Annotated in this window: 21 protein-coding genes; 4 read left to right on the top strand and 17 right to left on the bottom strand. The window is 51.9% G+C overall.

Going from position 1 to position 25,349, the window contains the following annotated elements; genetic code table 11:
• Window positions 1-53: 53 nt before the first annotated feature.
• From BLW97_RS08295 to htpG, 6 genes are all read right to left on the bottom strand, one after another.
• Window positions 54-323: a hypothetical protein gene (locus BLW97_RS08295; protein ID WP_010638546.1), complete on the bottom strand. Its 270-nt coding sequence runs from the start codon at window positions 321-323 to the stop codon at window positions 54-56.
• 52 nt (window positions 324-375) lie between these two features.
• Window positions 376-591 (bottom strand): hypothetical protein, encoded by a 216-nt coding sequence (locus tag BLW97_RS08290; RefSeq protein WP_075322917.1) that lies wholly within the window; start codon window positions 589-591, stop codon window positions 376-378.
• Window positions 592-737: 146 nt separating this feature from the next.
• Window positions 738-1,292, bottom strand: a complete 555-nt coding sequence (locus BLW97_RS08285; protein WP_031575215.1) for a DNA-3-methyladenine glycosylase I — start codon at window positions 1,290-1,292, stop codon at window positions 738-740.
• Between the two features lie 66 nt (window positions 1,293-1,358).
• The gene (locus tag BLW97_RS08280; protein WP_024894934.1) at window positions 1,359-2,447 is read right to left on the bottom strand and encodes a TQO small subunit DoxD; all 1,089 of its coding nucleotides are present in this window, start codon (window positions 2,445-2,447) and stop codon (window positions 1,359-1,361) included.
• Window positions 2,448-2,459: 12 nt separating this feature from the next.
• Complete coding sequence (locus BLW97_RS08275) at window positions 2,460-3,971, bottom strand: outer membrane protein assembly factor BamB family protein (protein ID WP_075322916.1); 1,512 nt, start codon at window positions 3,969-3,971, stop codon at window positions 2,460-2,462.
• Between the two features lie 349 nt (window positions 3,972-4,320).
• Window positions 4,321-6,213: a molecular chaperone HtpG gene (gene htpG / locus BLW97_RS08270; protein WP_075322915.1), complete on the bottom strand. Its 1,893-nt coding sequence runs from the start codon at window positions 6,211-6,213 to the stop codon at window positions 4,321-4,323.
• A gap of 204 nt (window positions 6,214-6,417) precedes the next feature.
• Here htpG and BLW97_RS08265 point away from each other — a divergent pair, with 204 nt between their 5' ends.
• From BLW97_RS08265 to BLW97_RS08255, 3 genes are read left to right on the top strand one after another with little or no spacing between them, the layout of a single operon-like run.
• Complete coding sequence (locus tag BLW97_RS08265; protein ID WP_075322914.1) at window positions 6,418-6,951, top strand: universal stress protein; 534 nt, start codon at window positions 6,418-6,420, stop codon at window positions 6,949-6,951.
• Complete coding sequence (locus BLW97_RS08260) at window positions 6,952-7,866, top strand: sulfite exporter TauE/SafE family protein (protein ID WP_075322913.1); 915 nt, start codon at window positions 6,952-6,954, stop codon at window positions 7,864-7,866.
• Window positions 7,867-8,610, top strand: a complete 744-nt coding sequence (locus BLW97_RS08255; RefSeq protein WP_207650576.1) for a TIGR02186 family protein — start codon at window positions 7,867-7,869, stop codon at window positions 8,608-8,610.
• Window positions 8,611-8,646: 36 nt separating this feature from the next.
• Here the strand turns inward: BLW97_RS08255 and BLW97_RS08250 are convergent, their stop codons facing one another.
• The 3 genes from BLW97_RS08250 to BLW97_RS08240 are packed head-to-tail and all read right to left on the bottom strand — an operon-like array spanning window position 8,647 to window position 10,931.
• Window positions 8,647-9,387, bottom strand: coding sequence for an HAD family hydrolase (locus tag BLW97_RS08250; RefSeq protein WP_010638561.1), 741 nt, complete (start codon window positions 9,385-9,387; stop codon window positions 8,647-8,649).
• A 4-nt stretch (window positions 9,388-9,391) separates the two neighbouring features.
• On the bottom strand, window positions 9,392-10,390 hold the full coding sequence (locus BLW97_RS08245) for an aminoglycoside phosphotransferase family protein (RefSeq protein WP_077218323.1): 999 nt from the start codon (window positions 10,388-10,390) through the stop codon (window positions 9,392-9,394).
• A 31-nt stretch (window positions 10,391-10,421) separates the two neighbouring features.
• Entirely contained in the window at window positions 10,422-10,931 is a 510-nt protein-coding gene (locus tag BLW97_RS08240; protein ID WP_075322911.1) for a hypothetical protein, read from the bottom strand.
• A 313-nt stretch (window positions 10,932-11,244) separates the two neighbouring features.
• Between BLW97_RS08240 and BLW97_RS08235 the strand changes: the two genes are divergently transcribed.
• Window positions 11,245-12,855: a cation:proton antiporter gene (locus BLW97_RS08235; RefSeq protein ID WP_075322910.1), complete on the top strand. Its 1,611-nt coding sequence runs from the start codon at window positions 11,245-11,247 to the stop codon at window positions 12,853-12,855.
• Window positions 12,856-12,887: 32 nt separating this feature from the next.
• Here the strand turns inward: BLW97_RS08235 and BLW97_RS08230 are convergent, their stop codons facing one another.
• The 8 genes from BLW97_RS08230 to BLW97_RS08195 form a co-directional block, all read right to left on the bottom strand.
• Complete coding sequence (locus tag BLW97_RS08230; protein WP_075322909.1) at window positions 12,888-14,021, bottom strand: MFS transporter; 1,134 nt, start codon at window positions 14,019-14,021, stop codon at window positions 12,888-12,890.
• Window positions 14,018-15,532 carry a GMC oxidoreductase gene (locus tag BLW97_RS08225; protein ID WP_075322908.1) on the bottom strand — a complete coding sequence of 505 codons (1,515 nt, stop codon included), beginning with the start codon at window positions 15,530-15,532 and terminating at the stop codon, window positions 14,018-14,020. Before BLW97_RS08225 ends, BLW97_RS08230 begins: the two co-directional genes overlap by 4 nt.
• Before the next feature lie 4 nt (window positions 15,533-15,536).
• Window positions 15,537-16,322 (bottom strand): glucose 1-dehydrogenase, encoded by a 786-nt coding sequence (locus BLW97_RS08220; protein ID WP_075322907.1) that lies wholly within the window; start codon window positions 16,320-16,322, stop codon window positions 15,537-15,539.
• Entirely contained in the window at window positions 16,319-18,682 is a 2,364-nt protein-coding gene (locus BLW97_RS08215; protein ID WP_075322906.1) for a glycoside hydrolase family 15 protein, read from the bottom strand. Before BLW97_RS08215 ends, BLW97_RS08220 begins: the two co-directional genes overlap by 4 nt.
• A gap of 272 nt (window positions 18,683-18,954) precedes the next feature.
• A complete protein-coding gene (locus BLW97_RS08210; protein WP_075322905.1) occupies window positions 18,955-19,806 on the bottom strand; it encodes a DUF1641 domain-containing protein in 852 nt (283 codons plus the stop codon).
• Window positions 19,807-19,868: 62 nt separating this feature from the next.
• Window positions 19,869-21,155, bottom strand: coding sequence for an NAD(P)/FAD-dependent oxidoreductase (locus BLW97_RS08205; protein WP_010638587.1), 1,287 nt, complete (start codon window positions 21,153-21,155; stop codon window positions 19,869-19,871).
• Between the two features lie 164 nt (window positions 21,156-21,319).
• Window positions 21,320-22,774 carry a cryptochrome/photolyase family protein gene (locus BLW97_RS08200; protein ID WP_075322904.1) on the bottom strand — a complete coding sequence of 485 codons (1,455 nt, stop codon included), beginning with the start codon at window positions 22,772-22,774 and terminating at the stop codon, window positions 21,320-21,322.
• A 75-nt stretch (window positions 22,775-22,849) separates the two neighbouring features.
• The gene (locus BLW97_RS08195) at window positions 22,850-25,345 is read right to left on the bottom strand and encodes a penicillin-binding protein 1A (protein ID WP_075322903.1); all 2,496 of its coding nucleotides are present in this window, start codon (window positions 25,343-25,345) and stop codon (window positions 22,850-22,852) included.
• Window positions 25,346-25,349 lie beyond the last annotated feature (4 nt).

The following is a 25,349-nucleotide window of genomic DNA, read 5'->3' as shown; positions in this document are numbered from 1 at the left end:
TTCAGGATCAACCAGTATGACGCCGACAATCTGCCAGAAGTTCCCCGGCTGCCTTAAATGGGTGCAGGCTCTTGGGCAGAAGCGGTTACCGGAACCATGGATTCAGCGGCATCAATGACGCCACGTTCGGTTTCGAGTACATCTCCCTTGGCGCGTTCCCGTTCTACCAGATTAATCAGACGCGCCACCTGAGCCGGTTTGACGGCCAGATATTCGGCAATGGCCTTCATGTCTTCTTTCAACTGTGCCTGAATGGAATTAATGCCTTCCCGGCGGTTGATGATGTCTTCAATGGCCTCACGGGCCTTGTGATCAAGTTCCAAAGTTTTCCTCTGCAAATGGTGGATGGTAGTCGCGCAGCAGTTTATCACGATCTCATATTTGTGGACGCTGATCTTGGGGCGTGACGGGATCTTGTGTGCTGGCCGGTAGATACTGCACTTGCTGGACTGCGACAGTTTCCATAACTGAGCTTGGGCCGGGCTGATAGTGCTTATCCTGATGGCCGAGCCAGACTCCGATGAATGCCCCGAAGACAATGATTCCCATGGTTTTAGTCCAGAGCTGCAGAGTAGAATGATGCGTAATCATGATAAGCCTCCTTACGGTTACTGTATATAAATACAGTAACCCGATAAAAAGGAAAATGCAAGCCTTTCTGATGACGCCAAGAACAACAGGCGAGGAACAACGGAGCAAAAAGCACCCACGGTAACTGCTGTTTTTAGGATTATGGACTACAAACTTTTGAAGCAGTCGGTGCTGTGATCATTGACCATGCCGACAGCTTGCATATAGGCATACATGATGGTCGGACCGACGAAACGCATACCGCGTTTTTTGAGATCTTTGGATAGGTCATCCGATATTTCGTTACGGACGGGTACTTCAAGCATACTGCCGGGACGGTTGATCAGGGGTTGACCATCGACAAATCGCCAGACGTACGCATCAAAAGAGTCGAATTCTTTTTGAATGGTGAGGAAAATACGAGCGTTATCGCGTGCTGCATAGACTTTCAGGCGATTGCGGATAATTTCCGGGTTGTTTAAAAGCGTTTCCAGCTCTGTGTCCGGCATCCTGGCCACCGCTTCAGGGTCAAAGTGGTGAAAAGCCTGACGATACGCTGCCCGCTTTTTGAGGATTGTGTACCAATTCAGCCCGGCCTGGCTGCCTTCCAGAATGAGCATTTCAAAAAGTTGCCGGTCATCATGGACGGGAACACCCCATTCCAGATCGTGATATTGCACATAATCTGCTTTGTCGAGAGGTACCCATGCACAGCGTTGCATACAAAAATCCGTTCGGGGAGAAACAAACAGCATCGTCTCCCGCCGAACGGTTCGCGTCAAATGCCTTTAATGAGCGGCGATTTGTGCGCTTACTTCCGCTTTCTGACCATTGATGTTCAGTACTTGCAACTGGTAAGGACCGGAACTGGTATTGATAAAGCCCGTACTGCTGACCGGCAGATGCAACATGGCTTCTGCACCCAGACCTGCCTTCAGGCCCAGAATTTTATCTGGAGCAATTTGCTGGTAGGCAAAATCATTGTGAATGTCTTTGGGGTTCAGGTGGGAAAGCTGCTTGCCATCCCAGGACTCCACAACTTTGCCATTATAATCCAGCAGACGGATGGCAATAATATGCGCCGGTACGGAAGCCGTTCCTGCATCAATATACATATGCACATCCACGCGACCATCGGGCAGAACCCGCACATCGTTCATTTTGACATGGTGGGCCTTCACGCCGGTAGGATCGCCATGGAAGGGGGTGATCACTGAGCCACGATAGTAAGAATAGGTGGCGACAATGAAAATAACCGCAATCCAGAACAGGGTCAGGGCCAGCTTTTTGAAAGCGCCGTCAGACAGGGGCAGGGGTAAGCTGCCTCCCAGCCAGCGAAACCAGCCTTTCTGGGCCAAGGCCGGATTGCGTTTCATCATCCAGTTGTCAATGGAGTATGCACCACCACCAACGAGGAGCAGGGTGATGCCCATGCCGAAGTTGGATGCCGCCATGGTCCATTCATCAATACAGGTAGCCCCTTGCCATCCGAACATCAGCATCAGCGAGAAAGAAAGACCCAGGGTTAAAAAAGCCGCGAGGCGGGTCATGAAGCCGGATAACAACATCAATCCGGAAATGAGTTCAACCGCGCTGAAAATGATGACTCCCGCATACAACAGGACAAAGTGGTGCAGTAAAAAGGCTATCAGATGATTCAGGCCAAGAATCGCTCCCGGCATGGCGGTTTGAAACTTATAGGCCATCCAGTGTCCGGCCGGATTGATTTTCTGGGGGCCATAAATGAAGCGGCGGGAGCCACCACCCCAGTAAATCCAGCCCTGGACAAAACGCACGGCGAGCATGCCAATGGCCAGTATGCGCCACGAATGTTGCGTGGCTTGATCGGTTGCTGCAGATTTCATGGTCGTTGCCATTCTTGACTCCTGTTAAGCCTTGTTGGCGTTGAATTGCGGGTTGACGTCCTTGACCGGTACGGCGTTGATCCAGTCCCACGAGTTACCCAGGTACATGGTGCCCCCGACAATGGTGGGATTCACGATGCCAAAGCGACCTCCGACATGATATTCGTGAACCATCTGACCGGTTTTAGGCTGAATGGCATAAATATCCGGTCCGGTAGAAATATAGAGCATATTTTCATAGTACGTCGGTGCACCGCGTCCTGCTCCGGCAGGACCAGGATTGGGTACGTGCCAGGTCCACGCCACTTTACCGGTATGCAGATTCATGGCCTCATAGGTCGAGGTGACAGGAGAACCGACATAAACCATCCCATCATGAATCATGGGAACCCCGCCCTTGAAGGCCGGAATCTTGGGGCCACGTCCCATATTGTTTGTCCACAGAACTTGTCCGGTATTGGCGTTAAAAGCCCTAACCAGGGTTTCCATGGTGGGTTTGCCATCTACCATTTTGGGGTTGGCCACGGTGTCCATGACGACAATACCGTTATCCACAACGGGGGATACATCGCCCATGCCGGTGTTGACGGCACCGGGAATTTCACCCTTCCACAACACCTTGCCGTTATTGATATTCAGTGCATAAAGACCGGGGATGACGGACATGGAGACATAGACATGGTTTTTCCAGACTACGGGGCTGGACATGTTGGCTATGCCCCCTACATGGGTTTTCCAGATGGCCTTTCCGTCCGTAGAGTGAATCCGGTAAATATTACCGTCGCCGGTGCTGATGAAAAGCGAGTGGTCTGCATAGGCCGGGGTGGGCATGGCATCACCCTGGGTCTTGAAACTCCAGAGTAGCTTGCCATCTTTACGATCCAGGCAGAAAATCCCGTTATAGCTGATATCCTTGCCGCGTCCGGCCTGCTTGGGATGCTTGGAGTACTCCATGACATTGGCAAAATTGAAAGACACGCTACCCGCTGATAGATAGACCTTTTTGCCGACGACCAGAGGATTACCCATGAGGGTATTGGCTACCGGGCTGCTCCGCCAGATCAGCCTGCCAGTTTGAGCATTGACGGCGTAAGCGAACATATCATCGCTTTCCGCATACACGACCCCTTTGACCACCGAAACGCCCAGAGCATTTCCATAAAACTGGGTTTGTACCGGGAGTGCTTCCTTGATGCCATCCACTTTTTCGCCGTAGGGATGGTTATCATTGAGCGGCCAGGCCCGGGCTTCAGGGAAATTCCAGCGGACGCCATCACGAATCCAACGGGGCGCGTTGTGCGCAACAGGGAATCCGGCATTGTGCTGAGGGTTTCCATAGGCGTGGGTCCACTCTGAAGGACCGACCTGATCATTGGCCTGTGGCGCATTTTGCGGTAAATATAGCGTCGCAAAGGGACTTTGGGGGTCCAGGGTATTGTTAATGGGATCCTGGGGAACCTGATTGGTCTGCGCCCAGGCGGTCCCGGAAATCATGATGCTGACTGCTGACAATATGACTATCTTGCGGAATTTCATCACTTCTCCTCGCGCGTTGAAAATGTGAAACAACCTCGTTGTAAATTCTCTCATGAGGCGTGCTGAATAATTAGAAAATTCTAATTTGTTAATGAATAATTCAGTATCTTCATTGAGTTACTGAACCCTAAACCTCTCGATATAAGATATCAATAATATAAATGTAAAAAATTGAAACATGGTTACATATGATTACACTTGATATCTTAAAAATAATTTCAACGCTGATGTTTTTTGTGAATTAAAAAAAGGGTCTTCTTTTGAAGAAAATAGGCAAATAAAAAAGCATCACCTTCTGTGGGTTAGAAGGTGATGCCATGACCGTTGAACAAAAGGGTCAGTGGGTTTATCAGCCTGCCAGGGCGAGCATTAACTGGTTGAGACGGGCCACAAAACCAGCAGGATCCTCCAGTTGTCCGCCCTCGCTCAAAATCGCCTGATCCAGTAACAGAGATGACCACTCCGCAAAGCGTGACGCATCTTTTTCACTTTCTATGCGGGTTAACATAGGATGGGTAGGGTTGATTTCCAGGGTGGGCTTGGTACTGGGTACTTCGTGTCCAGCCTGCTTCAACAATTGCTGCATATACAGGGCCATGTCCCGTTCGCCCAGGACCATGCAAGCAGGAGAACTGGTCAGCCGGTGGGAAACCCGAACCGCTTCAACCCGATCACCCAGCGCATTTTTGATACGCTCCACCAGACCTTCTGCGGTTTTTTCGATTTCTTCCTGAGATTTGCGTTCTTCTTCGGTTTCAATGCTACCCAGATCAAGCGTGCCTTTGGCTACAGAACTCAGTGCCTTGCCTTCAAATTCATGCAGGTGACTGGTCAACCATTCATCCACACGGTCACTGAGCAGTAATACTTCAATACCTTTTTTACGCAGAAGTTCCAGCTGCGGGCTGTTTTTGGCAGCAATAAAAGTATCCGCAGTAATGTAATATATTTTGTCCTGACCTTCGCGCATACGGCCAATATAATCAGCCAGGGAAACATTCTGGGTTTCAGTGTCTGAATGGGTGCTCGCAAAACGTAATAATTTCGCGATTTGTTCGCGATTGGCAAAATCTTCACCAGGACCTTCTTTCAGTGCCCGTCCAAACTCATTCCAGAAGTTTTGATATTTTTCGGGTTCTTTTTCAGCCATTTCTTCCAAAAGGCCCAGTACCCGTTTGATGGAGCCCGAGCGCATCTGGTCAATGACCCGGTTGCCCTGAAGAATTTCGCGGGAAACATTCAGGGGGAGATCGCTGGAATCAATGACGCCGCGTACAAAGCGCAAATAACGGGGCAGAATCTGGTGTTCGGTATCGTCCATGATGAAAACGCGCTGCACGTAAAGCTTGATGCCGTGCGTTTGATTGGGTTCCCAAAGATCAAAAGGCGCCTTGCCGGGAATGTAGAGCAGAGAAGTATATTCGAGGCGACCTTCCACCCGGTTATGCGCCCAGGCCAGTGGATCAGCATAGTCATGGCTGACGTACTGATAAAATTCCTTGTATTCCGCATCACTGATTTCAGACTTGGAACGTTGCCAAAGTGCAGAGGCTTTATTGACAGTCTCCCAGCTATCGCCGGGCTTACCATCTTCGCCCGCTTTACGCATCAGAATGGGTAGGGGAATATGGTCTGAGTATTTGTTGATAATGCCGCGCAAGCGCCAGAGATTCAGCAGGTCCTGGCGTTCATCTTCGCGGATGTGCAGCACTATCTCCGTACCGCGCTCTGGCAAATCGACGGTTTCGAGGGTGTAGGCGCCTGTCCCATCGGACTCCCAGCGCACACCATGTTCTACTTCCATGCCGGCTCGACGGGTACTCAGTGTTACGCGGTCGGCGACAATAAAGGCAGAATAAAAACCGACGCCAAATTGACCAATCAGTTTGGCATCCTTGCTTTGATCGCCACTCAGTCTCTCAAAAAATTCTTTGGTTCCCGACTTGGCAATGGTTCCAATATTGGCAATGACCTCGTCGCGGTTCATCCCGATGCCATTGTCGCGGACAGTTAAGGTGCCTTGTTCGGCATCAAAATCTACCTCCACTTTCAGTTCGCTGTCTCCCGCAACCAGACTGGGATCCGCCAAGGCTTCAAAGCGCAGTTTGTCACAGGCATCAGAGGCGTTGGAAATCAGTTCACGCAGAAAAATCTCTTTGTTTGAATACAGAGAATGAATCATCAGATGCATCAGCTGATTGATTTCAGTCTGAAATTGTAGAGTTTCCTTGTTGGTGGTCATTATCTCTCCTTCGTATAGACAAGTAGCCTGAGCAGCTATCATTTCAATAGACAGACTGGAAGTGGGGCCTGCTTCATCGAGAATCAAGAGTACTTATAGACTGTTCTGCCGGGGCCATGGACTTTACGCATTGAGCTTGCCGCCTCGACAGGCATAGGGCCATCCTCTAATATTGATGAAATCTCTCAACATTGTAGGTTGTTTATGTCAGATCCAGTCCTGTTGACGGCTATTGATGGATCACAAAATGCCTTGCTGGCGGCTGCTGTGGCGGCGCGGTTTTCACGTCTTCTTGGAGCACGTCTCGGGCTGGTGACTTCCCTGCATGTGACCAAGGATCCACTGGGTTTTGGCGGGGGACTGTTTTCCCGTGACCTGACGGATCGACTACTGGCAGAAGCCCGTCTTGAGGCGGAGAGTAATCTGCGCGCTGTTGCCGAACGTATCGAAGAACATTGTGATATTGGGCTGCCAGAATATTTTCTGCTGGAAGGGGATCCCGAACAGGAAATTCCGCATCTGGTCCAGAGTCTTCCGGAAACAATCATGGTGGTGGTAGGGCAGCGTGGTTTTGGCACGGAAAGTAAACCGCGAGGGTTACCCCATCTTCTGGGGGGACTCGGTGCAAAACTGAGTCTGGCATTGGCGGTTCCGGTATTGCTGGTGCCGCCTGATACGAACATCGATCAACTGTGTTCTGCGGTGTTTTGTTCCGATCCGTCGCAGGGAGATCGCTGAGTGGAATTGTTCCTGCCTATCGCGCATATGGACGTGAATATCTGGCTGATTATCAGCTTTGGTTTGGCGGTGGGTTTCCTGTCAGGATTGACCGGAGTGGGTGGAGGTATTTTGATTACGCCTCTGCTGATTTTTATCGGGGTCCCGCCGCTGGTTGCCGTGGGTACCGGGGCGGCCCAGATTGTCGGTGGGTCGGCCATTGGCAGTTATGCACACTGGCGCATGGGTAATGTCGATATGCGCATGGCTTTTGTCCTGTTGGCAGGAAGCTGGACGGGGGGGCTGATCGGTGTACACATTGCCCGGATTCTGGAGGCGGGTGGCCACTTCGGTCTGGTGGTGACTTTTCTATATGTCATTTTGCTGGGTGTCATCGGTACTTCCATGTTGATTGAATCGCTGCTGGCTTTGCGTGGTCGGCATGGGCATGCATCCCAAAAAAACCGGACAAAAAATCAGTCCATTCTGCAGCGCCTTCCGGGACAAATGGATTTTCCGGTTTCAGGACTGCGTCTTTCCTTTCTGACCCCGGTTTTACTGGGTTTTGGCGTGGGCTTGCTTACCGCGCTGATGGGGGTTGGAGGTGGTTTTGTGATGGTGCCCATCATGCTTTATGTATTGAAAATGCCCACCAAGGTGGTAGTAGGTACCTCATTGTTTCAATTGCTGTTTACCACGGCTGAAGTAGGTATTTTGCAGGCGGGAATGAATCATGCCGTAGACCCTTATCTGGCTCTGGCTTTGGTTTTAGGTTCTATTTTCGGCACGCAATTCGGGGCGCGGGCCGGAGCGCATATGAAGGGGGAACAGCTGCGTCTGGTGCTGGCCCTGGTGGTCGTGGGAGTGGCTATCAAGATGGGGTTGGGATTATTTATTGCGCCCGAACACATTTTCAGCATGGCGCGGGTTGTTTAGATGCTTTATCTGCGCCTGATGCTCATGCTGCTGACTATGGGTGCTGCCATGCTGGCCGAAGCGTCTACGCCCCTGGTGGTGGCTACCAGTACGGATAAGGTGAACGTGACCAGCCATTTTGTCGGGGAAAATCTGCTGGTGTATGGTGCCATCACGGGTCCGGGGCAGGTCATTGTCATACTGCGTTCGCCCGACAGCACTGAAGCCATGCAGCAAAAAACCCGAACCGGACCAATCTGGCTGAATGGTGCAAAGGTAACGGTGACCAGGGCTCCGGGTATCTGGCAGCGGCTTTCTTCGGCCCCGGTCAGGCACATTCTGCCTGATTATACCCTGCAGAAACTGGGATTAACCCTGTCTTCGCTGGTAGATAAAGCCCGTTTTGATCCCGAACCCGATCATTTGGATACCTGGCAAAAAGCCTTTCTGGATGAGAAAATTCGCTACCGCAATTACGTGGTGGATCCCGCTGGGGTCACTCTGAAGCAGGGGTTATTTTCGGCGAAAATCAGGCTGCCGGCGTCATTGCCTCTGGGTCATTATCAATTGCTGACTTATTTGGTCCGGCAGCAACAGGTGGTTGCAGTCCGCAAGCAGCAGATTGATGTCCGCCAGGTCGGTTTTCAAGCGTGGATTGCCCGTTTTGCCAGAGAGAACAGCTGGGTCTACGGCATTGTTCTGACTATTATTCTGGCAGGATTGGGCTTTGCTCTGGGTATCCTCATGCGTCGCCGTTCAGCTTAATGCTTCAGCCTAAAACGGCAACTGCCGTTTTTAGGGTCAGTTGTCTGCATGTTTTTGCGCCAGAAAAGCCACGCCATCCAGTACCTGATAAAAGTCGTGGGCGAAATAATCCGGCTGAATATCGTTGTAGGATTTGGCCCCCTGGTTGGAATCTACAAAAATGGTTTTCATCCCGGCCTGCTGCGCGCCATAAATATCCCGAAACATGTCGTTACCCACATAAATGGCCTGATGTGGCGCTACTTCGAGTTGTTCGGCAGCCATTTGAAATAATCGGGAATCAGGCTTGCGATATCCGTAATCACCGGAAATGATGCGAATGTCGAAATACTTTTTGATATTCAATGCGCGCATTTCGGGCAGAGCAAAACAGCGTTGGGCATCGGAAATGAGGGCAAGCTGGTACTGTTCCTGCAAGCTTTTGAGCGTTCTTTTGACGCCTTCATAACGTTCCAGGCGGGTTCTGGAAATGCCACGATGCAGCCGCGCCAGTTCCTTGGCCAATTTTTCCCTGCCATTCAGTGGCTTGCTGTTTTCCTGAATAAGAATGGTATGCCAGATGGCTTCTACATCAATTTCCGGATAGCGTTCGGTGGATTGGCGTTTGCGTTCTTTCATGACGGCGAAATAGCGTTCGCGCACTTCCCGACGATTCATGAAAACCCGGTGATACGTCAGATAATGAGAAATTCCTCGATAAATTTCCTCCATGTCTTCATTGGTTTCTATGTTGATCAATGTGCCATACAAGTCAAAACAGACAGCGCGAATAGACATGAGATTACCTCCTTAGAACAGAGAGTGCAGCATGAACCAGAATTTGACTGTAACGCCAGTCCAACCAGGAATTACGGGCGATGCGTAACAAAGTCATGCCCATGTAAAAGGGAATTCTCCGGGTGATGGCTGCAAATGCCGCCTGTCGGTCGGGGAAATGGGTGCTGTATTCCCAGAGAAAATGACCGATGAAGGGCTCGGCCTGCTCACCATGATGGTTGTTGCGCAGGAAATGGTGTTTGATTTCACCGGCAATCATGCCCAGGTCGTAGACGCGGTCAGCGCGCTTCATGCGCTCGAAATCAATGGCAATAATGGTTCTGGGGTGCGCAAACAAAAAATTGGATGGAGTGGCATCGCCATGAATCAGAACCGCCTGATCGCTCCACATACAGGGAGACTTCTGCCACTGATCGCGAAATCCATAAACTTCGCGCATTTGTGTTTCGCTAATGCGGTGGCGACGCTGCAGACGCGCCACGATTTTATCAAAGTAGGGAAACTGGGTATGAAAGTGAACTGTCTCAGCGCCGGCCGTGTGGTTATGTAACTTGGCCAGAAACCAGGCGAGATCAGTGAGACGGGCATAAAGCAAATCTTCATGGTGTTCAGCAAGACTCTGACTCATAACACTCGATAATGATTGACCGGGACAATATTCTTCCACGACCAGACTATTCATGTGGCGGGCGATGCCAAAAGCCTGAGGAATATGAAAATGCTTATGATTAAGACCGATGTTGCGCAAATAATGCAGATTTTGCCATTCATTCCAGGCTCTTTCCCAGGCGTTTTGGGGATCTTTACCCGGACGCTGAAAAAATTTCCCGATCACCTTTTGCTGAGAATGAGTTTCTTCATACAGAAATACCTCATTGGAAGCAGGAAACTGAAATACCCGAAAATTGCGGACCTGATCATTTGGCAGTATTTGCGGATAAACATCATCGCGTAAATAGGCAAAAAGTGGATCCTGAGGATTCAGTCGTCCGAGATATTTCACAATATCTGCTCCATTCTATTGCTCTTACAGTTCATGGCGGTGGCTCCTGAAGGGCGGGATGCAGCTCTATGTGTTCAATAGTCCAGCCTGGTTCCAGTCTTGCCAGGGTTGGGGCGATGTTGTCCATCATCTCACGACTCAGATCTTTCTGTACCGTCGGTGAATGTGAAACCTGATTTAAGTCTGGAAAGGCCATGAAGGGATTGGCAATCAGGCTCTCAAAATGGTTTTGGGCGTCATGTAGAGGCTGCCAGGGTCCGTGCCCGTGAAGAATGGCAACAGGATGAATAGTCAATGCTTTTTCAGAACCATCAGCACTGCGCACCATCACCCCGAAAGAACCCAAGTCCAGAGTTTTTTTCATCGGCCTGGGGATATTTGTTTTTTCGGGTACCGGTTTTTCAGGAGTTGGACTGACGGCTTGCGTGGATAGCGGAATATTGAGGGCAATGCCAATGACAATGGCTGTGCTTATCAGCGCGATAATGACCACCAGAATCCAGGTTTTTTTCCTGGAAGGGGCGGGTTTGCGTGGGGCCAATGTTCATCACTCCTTTGCGGAATACCCGGATGTTCCAGGCTATCAACTGATTTGTATCATGGTCTGCGGCCTGAGACCAAACCAGACAATACGACGTGCAGCCTAAAGTTGCTGAAAAGTCCCCAGGTCAACCGTAGTTTTTAGTTTTAAGCCTGTATTTATCGTTTCTTTTGGCCCCCCTCAATGATCTGCACTATGGGTATGACATGAAGGGCTATGAACAGTCCTGCGCTGTGTCTGGCTTGGGTAACTGAGACCAGTTACACTGATTCAGGATAATAGTCGCCAAAAAACACTCAGTGCGTGGAGAACCATGATTCCAGAAACTGCCGTTTTGTTACTGTTCGTGGTTGCCTCATTTCTTTCGGTGATTGCCAACCGTTTACATTTACCTTATACCGTGGCCCTGGTGCTTGGCGGCCTGGCGTTGGGTGCGTTGCATCTTTTTCATACCCCGGTACTTACCCATGACCTCGTTTTCAACCTTTTTTTGCCCGGTTTGATTTTTGAGTCAGCCTATCATCTTTCTGCCAGTGCGATGTGGCGGGATCGTCTGGCCATTTTTGGTTTGGCTGTACCCGGTGTGTTCCTGTCTATGGTGGTTACTGCCTATGTATTTCTTTGGGCTTCTGAATACTTGCCGCACCTTTCCGGTGCTGTCATCCCTCTGGCCGTAGCCTTGGTGTTCGGTGCGGCTGTAGCCGCTACGGATCCAATTTCCGTAGTGGCCATTTTCCGCAAGTTGATGGCACCAGAACGGCTGACCTTCATGATTGAAAGCGAAAGTCTTCTCAATGATGGAACCGCCATAGTTTTTTTTAGTCTGTTTCTGACCCTTGCCGAGGGAAAATCCATCTCCATCACCCATCTGGGCATTGATTTTGTCAGTGAAGTTGGCGGAGGGGCGCTGCTGGGTTTGATCGTCGGCTGGCTCAGCTCGGAAATCATCAAGCGTATTGGCGATGGAATGGTCGAAATCACCATCACTATTTTGGCCGCTTATGGCAGCTTTCTGCTGGCAACGCAGTTGGGTTACTCGGGTGTGATTGCCACAGTCGTCGCGGGACTGATATGTGGGAACTACGGGGCGCAAAAAGGCATGACGGCATCTGTCCGGATGGCTGTCAATACCTTCTGGGAATATATAGGTTTTGCGCTAAATTCCCTGATTTTCCTGCTGGTCGGTTTGACCATTAATCTGCTGGATTTAATGCATATCTGGGCGCTTGTGCTGGCAGCCTATGTCGCTGTAACCATTGCCCGGGCCGCCGTGGTCTATGGTATGGGCGCGTTGTTGAGCCGGACCCGCGCAAAAATCCCTCTGAATTGGAATTTTGTACTGATGTGGGGAGGGATTCGTGGAGCCCTTTCTATGGTTTTGGCGCTCAGTCTGCCTGCTGGCCTTCCACACCGGGAATTGCTCATTAATCTGGTGTTTGGAGTGGTATTATTAACAATCCTCGTGCAGGGATTAAGTATTTCTCCCTTGGCCAGAATGTTGAAGGTGCTGGGTAAAAGCGGGGCAGATCAAAATACGGAAATACAGCGCCTACGGATTTTTTTAGCAAAGTCTGATCTGCTTGAACTCAAAAAGCTGGGAGAGGAGGGGCTTCGGGATCAGCGCGCTCTGAATGTATTGAAAGTCGCCCTTGAAGAAGAGCAGAAAGAGGCTACAGAACAATTACGGCAACTGGACAAACCGGACAACAACATTATGCAAGGCGATTTTGTGCGCTTGTATCGTCGCATTCTCCTTGCCCGTAAGGAAAAAATAAATCAAGCACAGAGAGAAGGATTGTTGAATGAAATCAGTGCAGAACAATTGCTTGTCGATATTGATGCGCAGTTGCTGGAAATAGCTTCTCAACCGGAAACAGTATTTGCGCGGATGTCTGCTGTGAAGGAGGAAAGCTCAGTTGCGTGAAGAGGTTTTCGCAATATCGGTAGACGCCCTGCTTATTGCTGCCGGCTATTGCGCCAGGCCAGCCAGAGCAGGGGGATCGCCCATAGAGCGGAAAAAGTATAAATCTGATTCAGTGAAATGAAATGTTGCAGTGGTCCCAGTCCGGTAGAGCCGATGCCTTCGCCAATCATCAGCGCTCCAACCAATAGTCCAGCCATTTGCGTGCCTTCCTTGCCGTGTGCGGCTACTCCGAAAGCCATGCTGTAGGGGTAGTATATACCGCAAGCCGCACCGGCCAGGGCAAATGCCAGTAACAGCGCCGTTGCACTGAGCAGATGGGGGATGATGATAAAGCAGGCTGCCATACCGATAGGCGCCAGGCGATAAACCCAGCGTCGGGAAAGAAAGCGGTCGGGAATACTGCCCAAAATGAACCGGGCAACGGTCATGCCTCCCCAGAACAGTGACAGGGCCAGGGCGCCGGTCGCGGCGGGAAGATGGCGGTCGACACTGACCAAAACATTGGCCCAGCTGCCAAAGCTGCCTTCACAGATCGCATAAATCACTACTGCAAAAGCGAAGGGCATCATGGAGCGTCTCCAGGCACGTAAGCCGCCCAGTTCGTGCGTATCTGTATCCTCCGCGAGTGGAAATAAGAGTAGAACGAACCAAAGCAAAAGAATGAGGGCAGGCCAGGCCACCCAGCTCAACCAGCTTTGTGCGCCAGTCAGAATCATGGGCGATACGGCAGTTGCTCCGCCAATGACGGCATTCAGAATGGTGACGGCCGCCGCCGCAGCGCCCGCAAAGAGGAGCGACGCAGCCCGATTGATGGCGGCATTAGTCAAGCCGAACCCGATACCGAGCATCAGTGTTTCAGCCAGCAGCAACAGGACAACGAACAGCCCGGAACTGAAAAAAGCCGCTACGAGTAAAGCCATGGCAACGACATTGATAAGAGCTCCCATACGAAACAGCCCCTTGCTGCCCAGGCGTTTATGAATGGCTCCCGCACTCAAAGCCGCCAATATGGCGCCGATGATTTCCGGAAAATACAACATGCCGTAAGTAGCATTACTCATATCGTAAGGTGCGCTGCGCAGGGTGGTACCCAGTGCTGGAATCAGCACAAAAGCAGCTCCCTGCAAAAAACCGGCAATATAAACGGCACTGAGACCGCGTTTCACAGGGCGCCTTTGGCATGCTGAATAATATGCGCGCTGACGCGCAAGGCATTGGCCATGATGGTCAGCGAGGGATTGACCGCACTAATCGAGGGCATAAAGCTGGCATCCACCACATACAAATTGTCCAGATCATGGGCCTTGCAATGAGGATCAAGAACATTGTCGGCAGGATCTTCGCCAAAGCGGCAGGTTCCGACCTGATGGGCGGTGGCAGAAATATCCATGGCCTGAAAAAATACGCCCATGAACCCGGCCTTATGCAGAATCTCCCGCCATTTCTGGCAGAGGCGGCGATGACTTTCGCGGTTTTTGGGGTTCCAGGCCAGACAGATGTTGCCATCGGTATCCAGAGTCACCCGGTTGTCGGGATCAGGCAGGTCTTCGGTGGTCAGCCACCAGTCTACGGAATGACTGGCCGTCCAGGCGCTGATGGGAATCGGCATGAGCGGCCGCTGCGCATGGAGCAGGGCCGGTGTGACCTTTCCCAGCCCCTGAATATGCCCCAGTGGATAAGGATAGTCCGGGTCTCCGGAGTCTTCATAAAAATCGTTCAAAGCCAGGGTTTTTTGAAAAATGCTGCGATTTTCCCGACCCGGTTTAATAGCCATGCAGGCGCTATTGAGATGGCACATATAATTGCGCCCAACCTGATCACTATGGTTAGCCAGTCCGGAAGGATATTTTTCCGACGCAGAAGCCAGCAGGAGAGCCGCACTATTGACCGCTCCTGCAGCCAAAACCACCAGCCGGGCCTTAAAGCTTCCCTGATCAGTCTCGACAGATTCCACCGTTTTGCCATTTTTACCATGGATCAGACGGCGCACCCGATGGCCGGTCAGCATCCGGACATTACTGTGTTGCAATGCGGGGCGGACACCGCACACTTCCGCATCACCCTTGGCATGGAGCATACAGGGAAAGCCATCACAAGTCGGGCAGCGCACGCAGGGGCTTTGTTCAGGTTCATCGGCCAAACGGTGGAGTGCCAGGGGTAGGGGAAAGGGGTGATAGCCCATCTCGCGCAGAGCCTTATCCACCAAAGCGATATCTTCATCATGGGGAAACGGGGGGTAGGGATAAGCTTTGCGGGGGGCTTCAGTAGGATCGGCACCGGCCTCGCCGTGCGTGAAATACCAGGATTCGGCCTCATCATAAAAGGGTGCCAGATCATTATACGTGATGGGCCAGGCTCGGGTATCGCCACCCTGATGCTGGCGAAGCGCAAAATCCTTGGCGCGGCGACGTAAAACGGCTGCCCCGTAAAACTTGGTGTTGCCACCGACATGATAGCCGGTGACCGGTGAGAAGGCTTTGCCGTCCTGATCACGCCACTGTTCATCGGTATGATAGCGGTGTTCGCCGAAAACTGTCTGGGGATCCCAGTTTCCCCATTCACGGGGTAAATAATCGCCGCGTTCAAGAATCAGAATTTGTAAACCAGAGTCCGCCAGGGCACGGGCCAGTGTTCCGCCACCCGCACCGCTGCCGATAATAATGACATCGGCATCCATAGTGTCATCCTCCGTGGCGGAAATCCGGATAAATCAACATGCCCCCATCTACAGCAAGGGTGGTGCCGGTGATGTAACTGGCGAGATCACTCGCCAGAAAAGCCACGACATTACCAATTTCCCGGGGCTTGCCGAGGCGACCCATGGAGATTTTTTTGTCGAGATCTTTCAACGACTGAGGATCGCTCCACACCGATTCGTTGATGGGTGTTTGAATGGCACCCGGGGCAAGGGCCACCACGCGAATGCCTTTGTCTGCGGTTTCCTGGGCCAGGGTTTTGGTGAACATGGATAATCCCGCCTTGGCGCTGGTGTAGGCACTATAGCCTTCCCAGGGAATGAATTCGTGCACCGAAGTAATATTGATGATGACCCCGCCATGGAGTTTTTCCATGCGCGGGATGGCTGCCCGGGCACAATAATAAGGGCCGAGCAGATCAACGCTCAGTACTTTCTCCCAGATTTGTGGGTCATCATCTCCCACCAGGGCACGCGGCCCATCCATGCCAGCATTGTTGACCAGAATATCCAGACCGCCGAAAGCCTGCTCAATTTGCTGCACCAGTTTTTCCACTGCAGCCGGATCAGATATGTCGGCCTGGAATGATTGCGCTTTGCCGCCTGCCTTGCTGATGCTATCGACCACGGCATCGGCCTCATCCTTACCCTTGCGATAATGGACCGCCACTTCTGCGCCCGCTGCCGCCAGAGTTTCCGCAATAGCCCGTCCTAATCCACCACTGGCACCCGTGACTAATGCCCGCCGTCCCTGCAAATCAAGATGAATCATGCCAAGGCTCCTGTAATATCCAGATGAAAATTTTCTCCGATCCAGTCTCCGTTTTCCTGCCAACGAATAGTGAACTGAACACTTTCTCCCTCGCTTAACGGTTTCAGGGGTAAAATGGCTACATGGCCCAGTTCCCAGTCTTCCGAGTGGAGATCTTGCACATCCTGCCAGCCGTTAATACCCCAATGAACCGTAAAAGGAGCGCGAAGCAGCACACGTAACTCCTGACCTGCCGGTAATTGCCGGGGCCTTTGCCGCAAGCGCCAAAGGCGGTAGTCAATATCCGGTTTTTTCCCTTGATAGCGTTTCCAGGTGGCTGCAGGCCGGTCTACGGGCTCCCCTTTTATGAAGCTGTGACACAGTTTGATATATTCACCGTGGGCCCAGACCAGTGGCATGGCGGAACCACTGGGGTGGCCCGGTTCCAGGCCTTTTTCCGGAATCGGGTCGGCTTCCCAGATTTGTTCGGGGAGTAGGCCACCTTTCCCGGTCATGGCGGCCATGGCTTCAATGTAGGGCAGGGCGCTTTCTCCAGCGGCCAGCGCGTAATGGCCGCGCTCTCCAACCAGCAATGGCCAGCCACGACCAATTCCGGTGCCATCAAAAGGGCTGCCATCCTGGTGTTCTCCGTAGCCATCGCCATTATAACGATGCCATACCGGACCACTGGGGGTGTCGGTTTTGAGCAGGGCATCCATCACCCTGACGGAGGCAACAATGTGAGGATCTGCTGCGCTGCGCAGTCCATAACGCACCAGTTGCAGAAAATCATTGGCTACCTGCTCGCTGGCGGGAAGATGCGGATCATGCGCCCGATTTTTGATCAACACCCACTCATCTTTGGCGCCATCCTGAACCAGCACATCTTCCGGCGTAATCCGCACAAAATAACCGGGTACCTGATACTGTCTGGCCAGATCCGTATCCTTCACAAAAGTCCAGTCTTCCAGCCGTGCATTCCAGTAGTCCGCCAACATCAGTGCACATTCGGCGGTTTTACCGCCCAGTAATTCGGCACCCTCTACCAGCGCTGCAACGGCGACTGCCAGCGTAAAAGTATTGACGCCGCCATCTTCTTCCCAGCGATCCTGTCCGGTTACCGGGCCTTCGTGGGCAATAAAGTGCAGGGCACGCTGGACCATATCGGCTACGGCAATGTCTTCCAGGGCGTTATGCTGGCGGAGCAGCGCGGCCAGTAAAACGGGGAACCCGGTTTCATCCAGTTGAACACCTTGCCAAAATGGTTTGCCACCGAGCCACTGGTTTTGCAACCAATGGCCATCAGCCTGCTGGGTGCTGATGAGGTAAGTCAGCACCTGTCGGGCTTCCTGGGTAGCCCCCATGGCGACCAGGGCTCCGGCGCTTTCGACCAGGTCCCGGGACCAGACCAGATGATAGCCGCCGCGACTGGTACTGGCTTCACCCCAAGGCACCGAAAGGCTGGCGACCAGCGCGCCGGGAAAAGTCCGGTCTTCATGGACCTTCAGAATATTTTTGGAACGGGCATAAAGAGTTTTGGCCGTATTGGGAAGTTTGCTGGCGAAATTGCGGGGGCGGTGATGCTTTTTGTGCCAGGCCTGCCACAAATCCGTATAACTGGATGACGTGGCCTGGAAACCATTCGCCAGCGCGCTCCAGGCATTGGTCGCGGCGGCTTCTTTGCTGGAGCCCAGTCCTAAAGCCAGAGTACCCTGACGAGGCATTTGTCCGGCCAGGGCCACTTCACCGGGTCCGGCTTCCCCATATTCCCAGAGCATGCGTCCATGCTCATGAAAATCCTGCCACAAGTCGCTGGCGCCGACTTCCCCAACGCTGCAGCGTTCCAGCGCCGCGTAACCGGCGGCATTCCGGCAGGCGAGAGCCAGTCCGAACGGACCCTGTTCTGCCCACAGTACCTTGCGACCTTCCCAGTTACCGACCCAGGCCCGATTGTTTTCGGCATCTTCCCCGAGTCGCGCTGAACACAACAGATAGGGGCGGAGACTGGAATCTCCTTCCAGCTGAAAATCGATGAGCAGCACATCGCGGTCAGGATCAGCACAGACCTTGATGGTAAAGTCAAAACGCGCGTGATGATGGCGGATGATCGGTAGCGGTACCTGCGGATCATCCAGTTCCAGAGCCGGCTCTGGCAGGGTTTTCAGTTCCTGCCAAAAGCCTTGATCATCGGCAATGATAAATCCGAGATCACGCACCTGCGGAATATCAATGCGCGGATAAAACACTTCGGTAATGATGCCGCTGCCGGTGGTGAACCACAGCTTGCTGCTGCCCAGTGCTGTCCCTACACAGGACTTCCGGGCGGTAGACCATACCGGATGACGCCATTGTGCTGCCGGTGCCTTACTGACTGATTCCATTTAATCACTCCTGGATGGATGAATGTCTGCAGATTTCTAGTACCGGCTGGTGTTTACCTAAAAACGGCAGTTGCCGTGGGTGCTTTGCAGCGACTTTTGTTTTGAGCCGTTGTTGTTCTTGGCGAAATCCTGCACCCGTCAGGAGATCTGTCTGAGCCCGCAGGGCGAGTTCTCTCCTGATAGCAAAAAGCACCCACGGCAATTGCCGTTTTTAGGTTCAATGATCAAAATGCGTTGTTCCTCCGGTACCACCCCCTGAAACAATAAAAAGATTAATCTTTGTGCTTGGGCAGAACACCCGCTTTTTCGAGATAAACGGGCAATACAGCGACCACGCGCATACCCCGTTGCACATCGGGATCTTTGAGCATGTGATACAGACCGGATAGTCCTCCGGCTTTGCCGGTGGCCTCATGTTCGGCAGCATCCGCAAGGGCGGCAGCCATTAATTTTTCGCTTTGCATCAGGCTCGCGGCGGAATTGACCAGCGGATTGCCTTGGCTTTTCTGCACGAGTTGCCCCAGTAAGCTTTCCAGATCAATAGTTTCAGCAAAAAGACCGATCTGACGACTGAGGTCTGCAACGCGCTGCAGGTTGCCATCGTCCTGCATCTGTTTCAGCAGGCGCAAGGCCTCGACAATGGTGGTATCAGCTGAGGTTTCCTGCCAGATATCACCCAGTTCCTTAATTTTGGCCACCACAGCACTACCTGCGGGCCCCTGAAGAAAGTCCATAACGGCATTTATTTTCGGGATGATTTCGCCAAACATCTGCAGGGCAGATAACCATTCCGCCAAAGGCATTTCATGGAGTTTACTCAGCAGACCGGGGATGAAAGGCTTCATTAATGCTATGCTTTCAGTCACAAAAGCGGCATTTTCACGAATGAGCGACAAAAGACCGCTTTCACGCAGGACTTTAAGCGTATCAAGCAACTCTTCAATGCTACCTTCCAGATCATAGCGTTCATTCCATGTGCCGGCTTTGAGGGCCAGGTCCATGGGCAGGTTTCCTGCCGGGCTACCCATAAAGCTTTCGCTACCATGGGCAAGGTCGCCCAAGCGGGCAAGACCTGCCCATTGTTCTGGTGTGAGTTGAGGGGTGAAAGATTCTTGTGCTGCCATAATGCATCTCCCTTGATTTGTATCATGCCAATAGTAAAAGAGGGCCTCGCGGCCCTCGTTTTTCAGGCTGCGAAGAGTTTTTCGGCCAGTAATTTAGAAGCATCAAGCCCCCATTCCGGCATTTTACCTTTCGTCTTGAAGAAGAGATTTTTGTACTGCATTTTCAGCAAGAAGGGCATATGGCCCATTTTCAGAACCTGATCAGGACCACCAAACCAGCTGTTGGAACGAATATAAAAGGCCTGATTATTCCCCATGTCACCAATACAATAGACTACGGGTTCCAGAGGCTTGTCGGCTTCCGCCGGAGCCATTTTCCCCAGATCCTTGGCGATTTGCTTGGCGACAATTTCGCTTTGGGCGTGACCAATTCCGCCCAGCTTCGGCACCGTAATGGCAGCCGCGTCACCCGCTGCAAACACATTGGGATACTTGGGATTACGCATGGTCACATCGGTTACCACAAAGCCTTCATTATCACTGATGGGCAGTCCCTTCATGAAATCATGGGGAACCCAGTCCGGGAAAACCAGTTTCAATTCGGCTTCAATATTTTTACCACTGGCCAGTTCAATACCGTCCTTGGTTATCCGGGTAATATCTTTGGCTTCATTAACATAATTAAAACCCATGCCCCCGGCGATTTCGAGAAGCTTGCCCACTACTTTTTCACCAGCATCTTCAGCAATCAGGGAAGCTGGGGTAAACACCGTGACTTTATCAGGACCACCCTTGCCATGCTGACCTAACCAGGTAGCCATGGACAACATGGTTTCGACGGGCGGACCTTCACAGGCGGCTTCGGCAGTGGGAAAAGCATGACCACCATATAACTTGATGTCTTTGGTCCCATCGCCTTGATGGAAACGGGCAGAACCAATGGCTACCGGGCCACCTTTGTATTCATGGGCCAGGAAGTGACGCAATTTGTTACCGTAGTAAAAATCGCTGACCGTATGGCCGTGTTCGGCAAAACCTTCGATTTTATCATAGGCCAGACGATTACCTACGGCGACAACCAGATAGTCATAAGACATGCTTTCGGGCGCAGCACCGGGACGCTCGTTCGGTACAAAATCCACACGCTTGGCATCCGGATCAATGGCTTTGATTTCGGCCTGAATAAAACCAATATCATCTTCATCCAAAGTGCTCGGGATATCCATCGCCAGGGTTTTACTGGGATCGCGTCCCTCAAATACTTCGGCGGGCACATTAGGCACAAATAACAAGAAATTCTTACGATCAATAACGGTGATACGCACCGACTCTCCACACAGTTCACGCACTTTTTGTGCTGAAGCGAGACCGGCAAAATTACCACCAAGAACGACAACATGAGGCTTCATAGGTGTTCCCTCCGTTTTTTCGTCGTGAAATTGCAATAATCAACATCCAAATTGAATGAATGTCTCCTTATTGAGAGTAGTAGATAATCTCAAAAGTTCAACTAAAAACTTTTTGGATGGTTTTCCGGTTAATTATATTAATACGGTTTTATATTTTTATTGGATTATAAATTATCAGATTTTGCCAGATTATTTTTCTTCAGTTTCTCGAAAATATCCAGGGCCTGCTGTCTGGCTTCATGATGATCAATCAGCCGTTTAGGATAATTGCCTCCCAGAACCACCCCTGCCTTTTTAAGAAGGTCCTGATCTGCCGCCCAGGGCTGGTGAATAAAGCGATCGGGCAGAGCGGATAATTCCGGAATCCAACGGCGCAGATATTTTCCTTCGGGATCAAATTTTTCTCCCTGTAATACCGGGTTGAAAATCCGGAAGTAGGGAGCTGCATCTGCACCCGAACCGGCAACCCATTGCCAGGAGGCGCTGTTATTAGCCAGATCCGCATCTACCAGGGTATCCCAAAACCAGGCTTCTCCCTCTTGCCAGGAAACCAGAAGGTCCTTGATAAGAAAGCTTGCGCAAATCATCCGGACCCGATTATGCATCCAGCCACTCTGCCAAAGTTCGCGCATACCTGCATCGACAATCGGATAACCCGTTTGTCCAGACTGCCAACGTTCCAGCAAAAGCGCATCTTTTTGCCAGGGAAAATCGGCAAATTCCGGACGCAGTGGGGTATCCGGCAACTGCGGAAAATGAAACAGTAAATGCCAGGAAAACTCGCGCCAGCCCAGTTCCCGCAAAAAATGCTCCCCTTCATCCGTAAGCTCAGGATGTTGCCGCAAGTGAAAACGCGTTTCCTGCCATATCTGACGAGGACTGATTTCACCATGACTCAGGTGCGGAGAAAGTCGGGATACGGAATTTTGGGCAGGAAAATTCCGCCCCTCACTGTAGTTCACCAGTGATTCATCCAAAAATTGCTGAAGTCTGTTTTTGGCGCCGGTTTCACCGGGGGCCCAGAATTCCGAAAAGCGTTTAGCCCAATTGGGCTTTTGTGGAAGCAGATGCCACTCTGCCAGAGTTTCAGTTACCAGGTCTTGGGTCAGTTGATGCGGTAAAGCCGAAAAATCGGGTTCTGGTAATGCTGGCGCAATGCTGAAGCGAGCCAGGAGGCTTTTCCAGAAAGGTGTAAAAACCTTATAAGGTTTCTCGTCATGATGATGCAGCCAGGGTTCAACCAGGCAATCACCCGTAAAAGAGCGCACAGCAATACCCTGGCTGCGCAACTCGGCCTTGATGGCGGTATCCTGAGCTATTCCAGCAGGATCATAGCGGCGATTCCAGAAAACCGCTCGCGCCGAAGTTTCAGCAATAATTTCCTGCAAAATCTGCAGAGGCTTCCCGCGTCTGAGTATTAAAGGCAAACCATACCGGGCAAGAGATTCCTGTAATTGTTGCAGACTATGATGCCGCCACCAGAGCTCGGCAGCGCCAGCCTGCTCATCCGCATCAAGAATATACAGCGGTATGACTACCCCCTCCTGGGAGGCTTCCCACAAGGCCGGATGATCAGCGAGACGAAGATCCCGGCGCAACCAGACAATCGTAATGGTCATCCTGTAGCCCCATAGAGTAGATAAACCAAACCGCTAACCAGCAGATAAATTATCGTCTGCTGCAAGCGGCGTTCCTCAGAAAAGGTTCTTGATAGTATCCATCAATTTACTCCCCGTATCCGTTCCTGCACCGCTACTGGTTGAAGCCGTGGAAGAAGTGGGCGCAATGGGGGGGTAACCCGCCAGATAATCACTGACACCAATGACGTTGCTGCCGCCACTGATAGTGGGCCCGGTGACCGAAGGAGGACGGAAAAAGCCCGTCGCCGGATATCCCGCCATAGCGGTACGCATGAAGTGAATCCAGATCGGCAATGCTTCACGTGCCCCGGCTGCCCAGCGTCCCATGGTATGGTTGTCGTCATAACCCACCCAGACGCTGGTGGTCATGCGTGGACTGAACCCATTGAACCAGGCGTTGTTTTCATTGTTGGTGGTACCGGTTTTGCCGGCAATATCATTACGTCCGAGGCTTTGCGCTGCCACACCCGTACCAATTTTAATGACCTGCTGCATCATTTGCGTCATCAAATAGGCGACGCCTGGCGGTATGGCTGTCTGTTGGGGTGGGGGAGCATAACCCATGGGGCAGTTCAGCAAGGAAATCTGGGTTCCCCGACCATTGACGATTTTGGTAATAAGATAAGGGTGGGGTAGAAAACCACCGCTGGAAAATACCGAATAGGCTCTGGCCATTTGCAGCGGGCTGTAATCTCCGGCACCCAGAACCATGGAAGGTACCTCTGGAACCTGCTTGGCAGGAAATCCAAAGCGCTGCACATACTGGGCGGCGTAAGGTATGCCAATATCCATCAAAATGCGGACACTGGGCACGTTGTGGGAGTACGCCAGATTGGACCATACCGGTATGGGCGTGTTCGAGAACTGCTTGCTGTAGTTGGTCGGCGCATAAACCTGCCCATCGGGCAGGGTGATGGACAGAGGGGTATCCGGTATGGGGGTCTGGGGCGTCATGTAAGTGCTTTGACCGGATGCTAGCAGTGCCGGTGCATCCATGGCTGCTGCATAGACAAAAGGTTTGAAGCCTGAGCCGGGTTGCCGATAGGCAAATACCGCACGATTGAAGTGGCTGAGTTCGTAGCTGAACCCGCCCACCATCGCGTGAATAGCGCCGTTGCGACTATCAAGACTGACCAGCGCGCCCTGTACCTTTGGAATCTGGGTAAGCTGCCATCCCGGATCCTTTCCAGCGGAAGACCAGACATTGGCACCCCATTCCTGCCCGGCACCAGCGGTCATCGCATGAACGTAGGGACGCAGCCAGATCAGGTCGCCACTATGTAAAACACTATCGACCTGACTGGGCAGGGGACTGTTGAAACGCAGACGGGCCCAGCGTACATCACGCAGGGTCATGTTGATGTTTTTCTTGCCCTCCAGTGAAACCGTAGCCGTTTTGCTATTGGCAGTGATGACTACCCCCCATCTCAGGTTGGCCGGGTCATGAGGCGGGAGGGCATCGGGACGCTTTCCGGTAAGGGCCGTTTGCAGGGCATCGCCACTCAAACGGGCAACAGGCCCACGATAGATTTTCGGGTCCATGCTGGAAAGTCCCATATCGTAGTTTTCCAGTCCTACGGCTACGGCTTCGTTGGCGGCAATCTGATCTTTGGGAATGATGCTGGTGTAGACCTTGAGTCCTGAGCGATAGGTGAAATCACTGCCAAATTGCTGGGTCAGCCAGCTTGCGATCCAGTCGGTGACGTAAGGAGCACTATCCGAAGCCTGGGCATGGAAACGGGATAGAACAGGTTCAGCATTGGCCTTAGCGGCTTCAGCCCTGGTAATATAACCGCGATTGACCAGACGTTTCAGAACATAAGCGCGGCGTTTTTTTGCAAGATCCGGATTCATGACTGGATTCAGTACCGAGGGTGCTGGCGGGAGTCCGGCAATGGTGGCCATTTCCCCCAATGTCAGTTGTTCGACACTCTTGCCGTAATACGTGCGGGCGGCAGCCTGAACGCCGTAGGCCCCCTGACCCAGATAAATTTTATTGAGATACAGTTCCAGAATCTGTTTGTGACTGAAGTGGTCCGCCAGTTTGTAAGCCAGTAAAATTTCCGCAATTTTACGGGTGATGGTTTTTTGTGGTGTAAGATAAAAATTACGGGCAACCTGCTCGGGGATGGTGCTGGCCCCCTGTACAGGAGACATATGGATCAGGTCGACCAGCGCCGCACGTATGATGCCCGGATAGCTGACCGGATAGTACAGTGGATTATTACTGTAAAAACGGGCGTTCTCTGCAGATATGAAAGATTCCTGCAATTTGACCGGAATCTGGTCAATCGGCAGGGCATAGCGCATTTGCGGACCGACTTCCTGGAGCAACGACCCGTCCGCAGCATAAATCCGCAGAGGTTCATCGGGATGCCATTCTTTCAGCTCATGAACGGGCGGCAGGGTTTCCCAGATGCGATACACATAAATGCTGATCCCAATGAAAATATTGATGATGATCAGCGCGATGATCAACAAAATCCAGCGTCCATAACGAGGACGTTTGGGTGCCTTGCCACGCGCACGGGGGCTGCCAGTTTGAGCCATGCTA

The sequence above is a fragment of the Acidithiobacillus albertensis genome (assembly GCF_001931655.1).
GTDB lineage: Bacteria > Pseudomonadota > Gammaproteobacteria > Acidithiobacillales > Acidithiobacillaceae > Acidithiobacillus > Acidithiobacillus thiooxidans.
This window is presented reverse-complemented; position numbering and strand designations above follow the sequence as displayed.

Bases quoted from the DNA above. Each gene is read 5' to 3' on its own strand.
- BLW97_RS08290 (WP_075322917.1), bottom strand. From the start codon at position 591: ATGATTACGCATCATTCTACTCTGCAGCTCTGGACTAAAACCATGGGA.
- BLW97_RS08285 (WP_031575215.1), bottom strand. From the start codon at position 1,292: ATGCAACGCTGTGCATGGGTACCTCTCGACAAAGCAGATTATGTGCAA.
- BLW97_RS08280 (WP_024894934.1), bottom strand. From the start codon at position 2,447: ATGGCAACGACCATGAAATCTGCAGCAACCGATCAAGCCACGCAACAT.
- BLW97_RS08275 (WP_075322916.1), bottom strand. From the start codon at position 3,971: ATGAAATTCCGCAAGATAGTCATATTGTCAGCAGTCAGCATCATGATT.
- htpG (WP_075322915.1), bottom strand. From the start codon at position 6,213: ATGACCACCAACAAGGAAACTCTACAATTTCAGACTGAAATCAATCAG.
- BLW97_RS08265 (WP_075322914.1), top strand. From the start codon at position 6,418: ATGTCAGATCCAGTCCTGTTGACGGCTATTGATGGATCACAAAATGCC.
- BLW97_RS08255 (WP_207650576.1), top strand. From the start codon at position 7,867: ATGCTTTATCTGCGCCTGATGCTCATGCTGCTGACTATGGGTGCTGCC.
- BLW97_RS08250 (WP_010638561.1), bottom strand. From the start codon at position 9,387: ATGTCTATTCGCGCTGTCTGTTTTGACTTGTATGGCACATTGATCAAC.
- BLW97_RS08235 (WP_075322910.1), top strand. From the start codon at position 11,245: ATGATTCCAGAAACTGCCGTTTTGTTACTGTTCGTGGTTGCCTCATTT.
- BLW97_RS08225 (WP_075322908.1), bottom strand. From the start codon at position 15,532: ATGGATGCCGATGTCATTATTATCGGCAGCGGTGCGGGTGGCGGAACA.
- BLW97_RS08220 (WP_075322907.1), bottom strand. From the start codon at position 16,322: ATGATTCATCTTGATTTGCAGGGACGGCGGGCATTAGTCACGGGTGCC.
- BLW97_RS08215 (WP_075322906.1), bottom strand. From the start codon at position 18,682: ATGGAATCAGTCAGTAAGGCACCGGCAGCACAATGGCGTCATCCGGTA.
- BLW97_RS08210 (WP_075322905.1), bottom strand. From the start codon at position 19,806: ATGGCAGCACAAGAATCTTTCACCCCTCAACTCACACCAGAACAATGG.
- BLW97_RS08205 (WP_010638587.1), bottom strand. From the start codon at position 21,155: ATGAAGCCTCATGTTGTCGTTCTTGGTGGTAATTTTGCCGGTCTCGCT.
- BLW97_RS08200 (WP_075322904.1), bottom strand. From the start codon at position 22,774: ATGACCATTACGATTGTCTGGTTGCGCCGGGATCTTCGTCTCGCTGAT.
- BLW97_RS08195 (WP_075322903.1), bottom strand. From the start codon at position 25,345: ATGGCTCAAACTGGCAGCCCCCGTGCGCGTGGCAAGGCACCCAAACGT.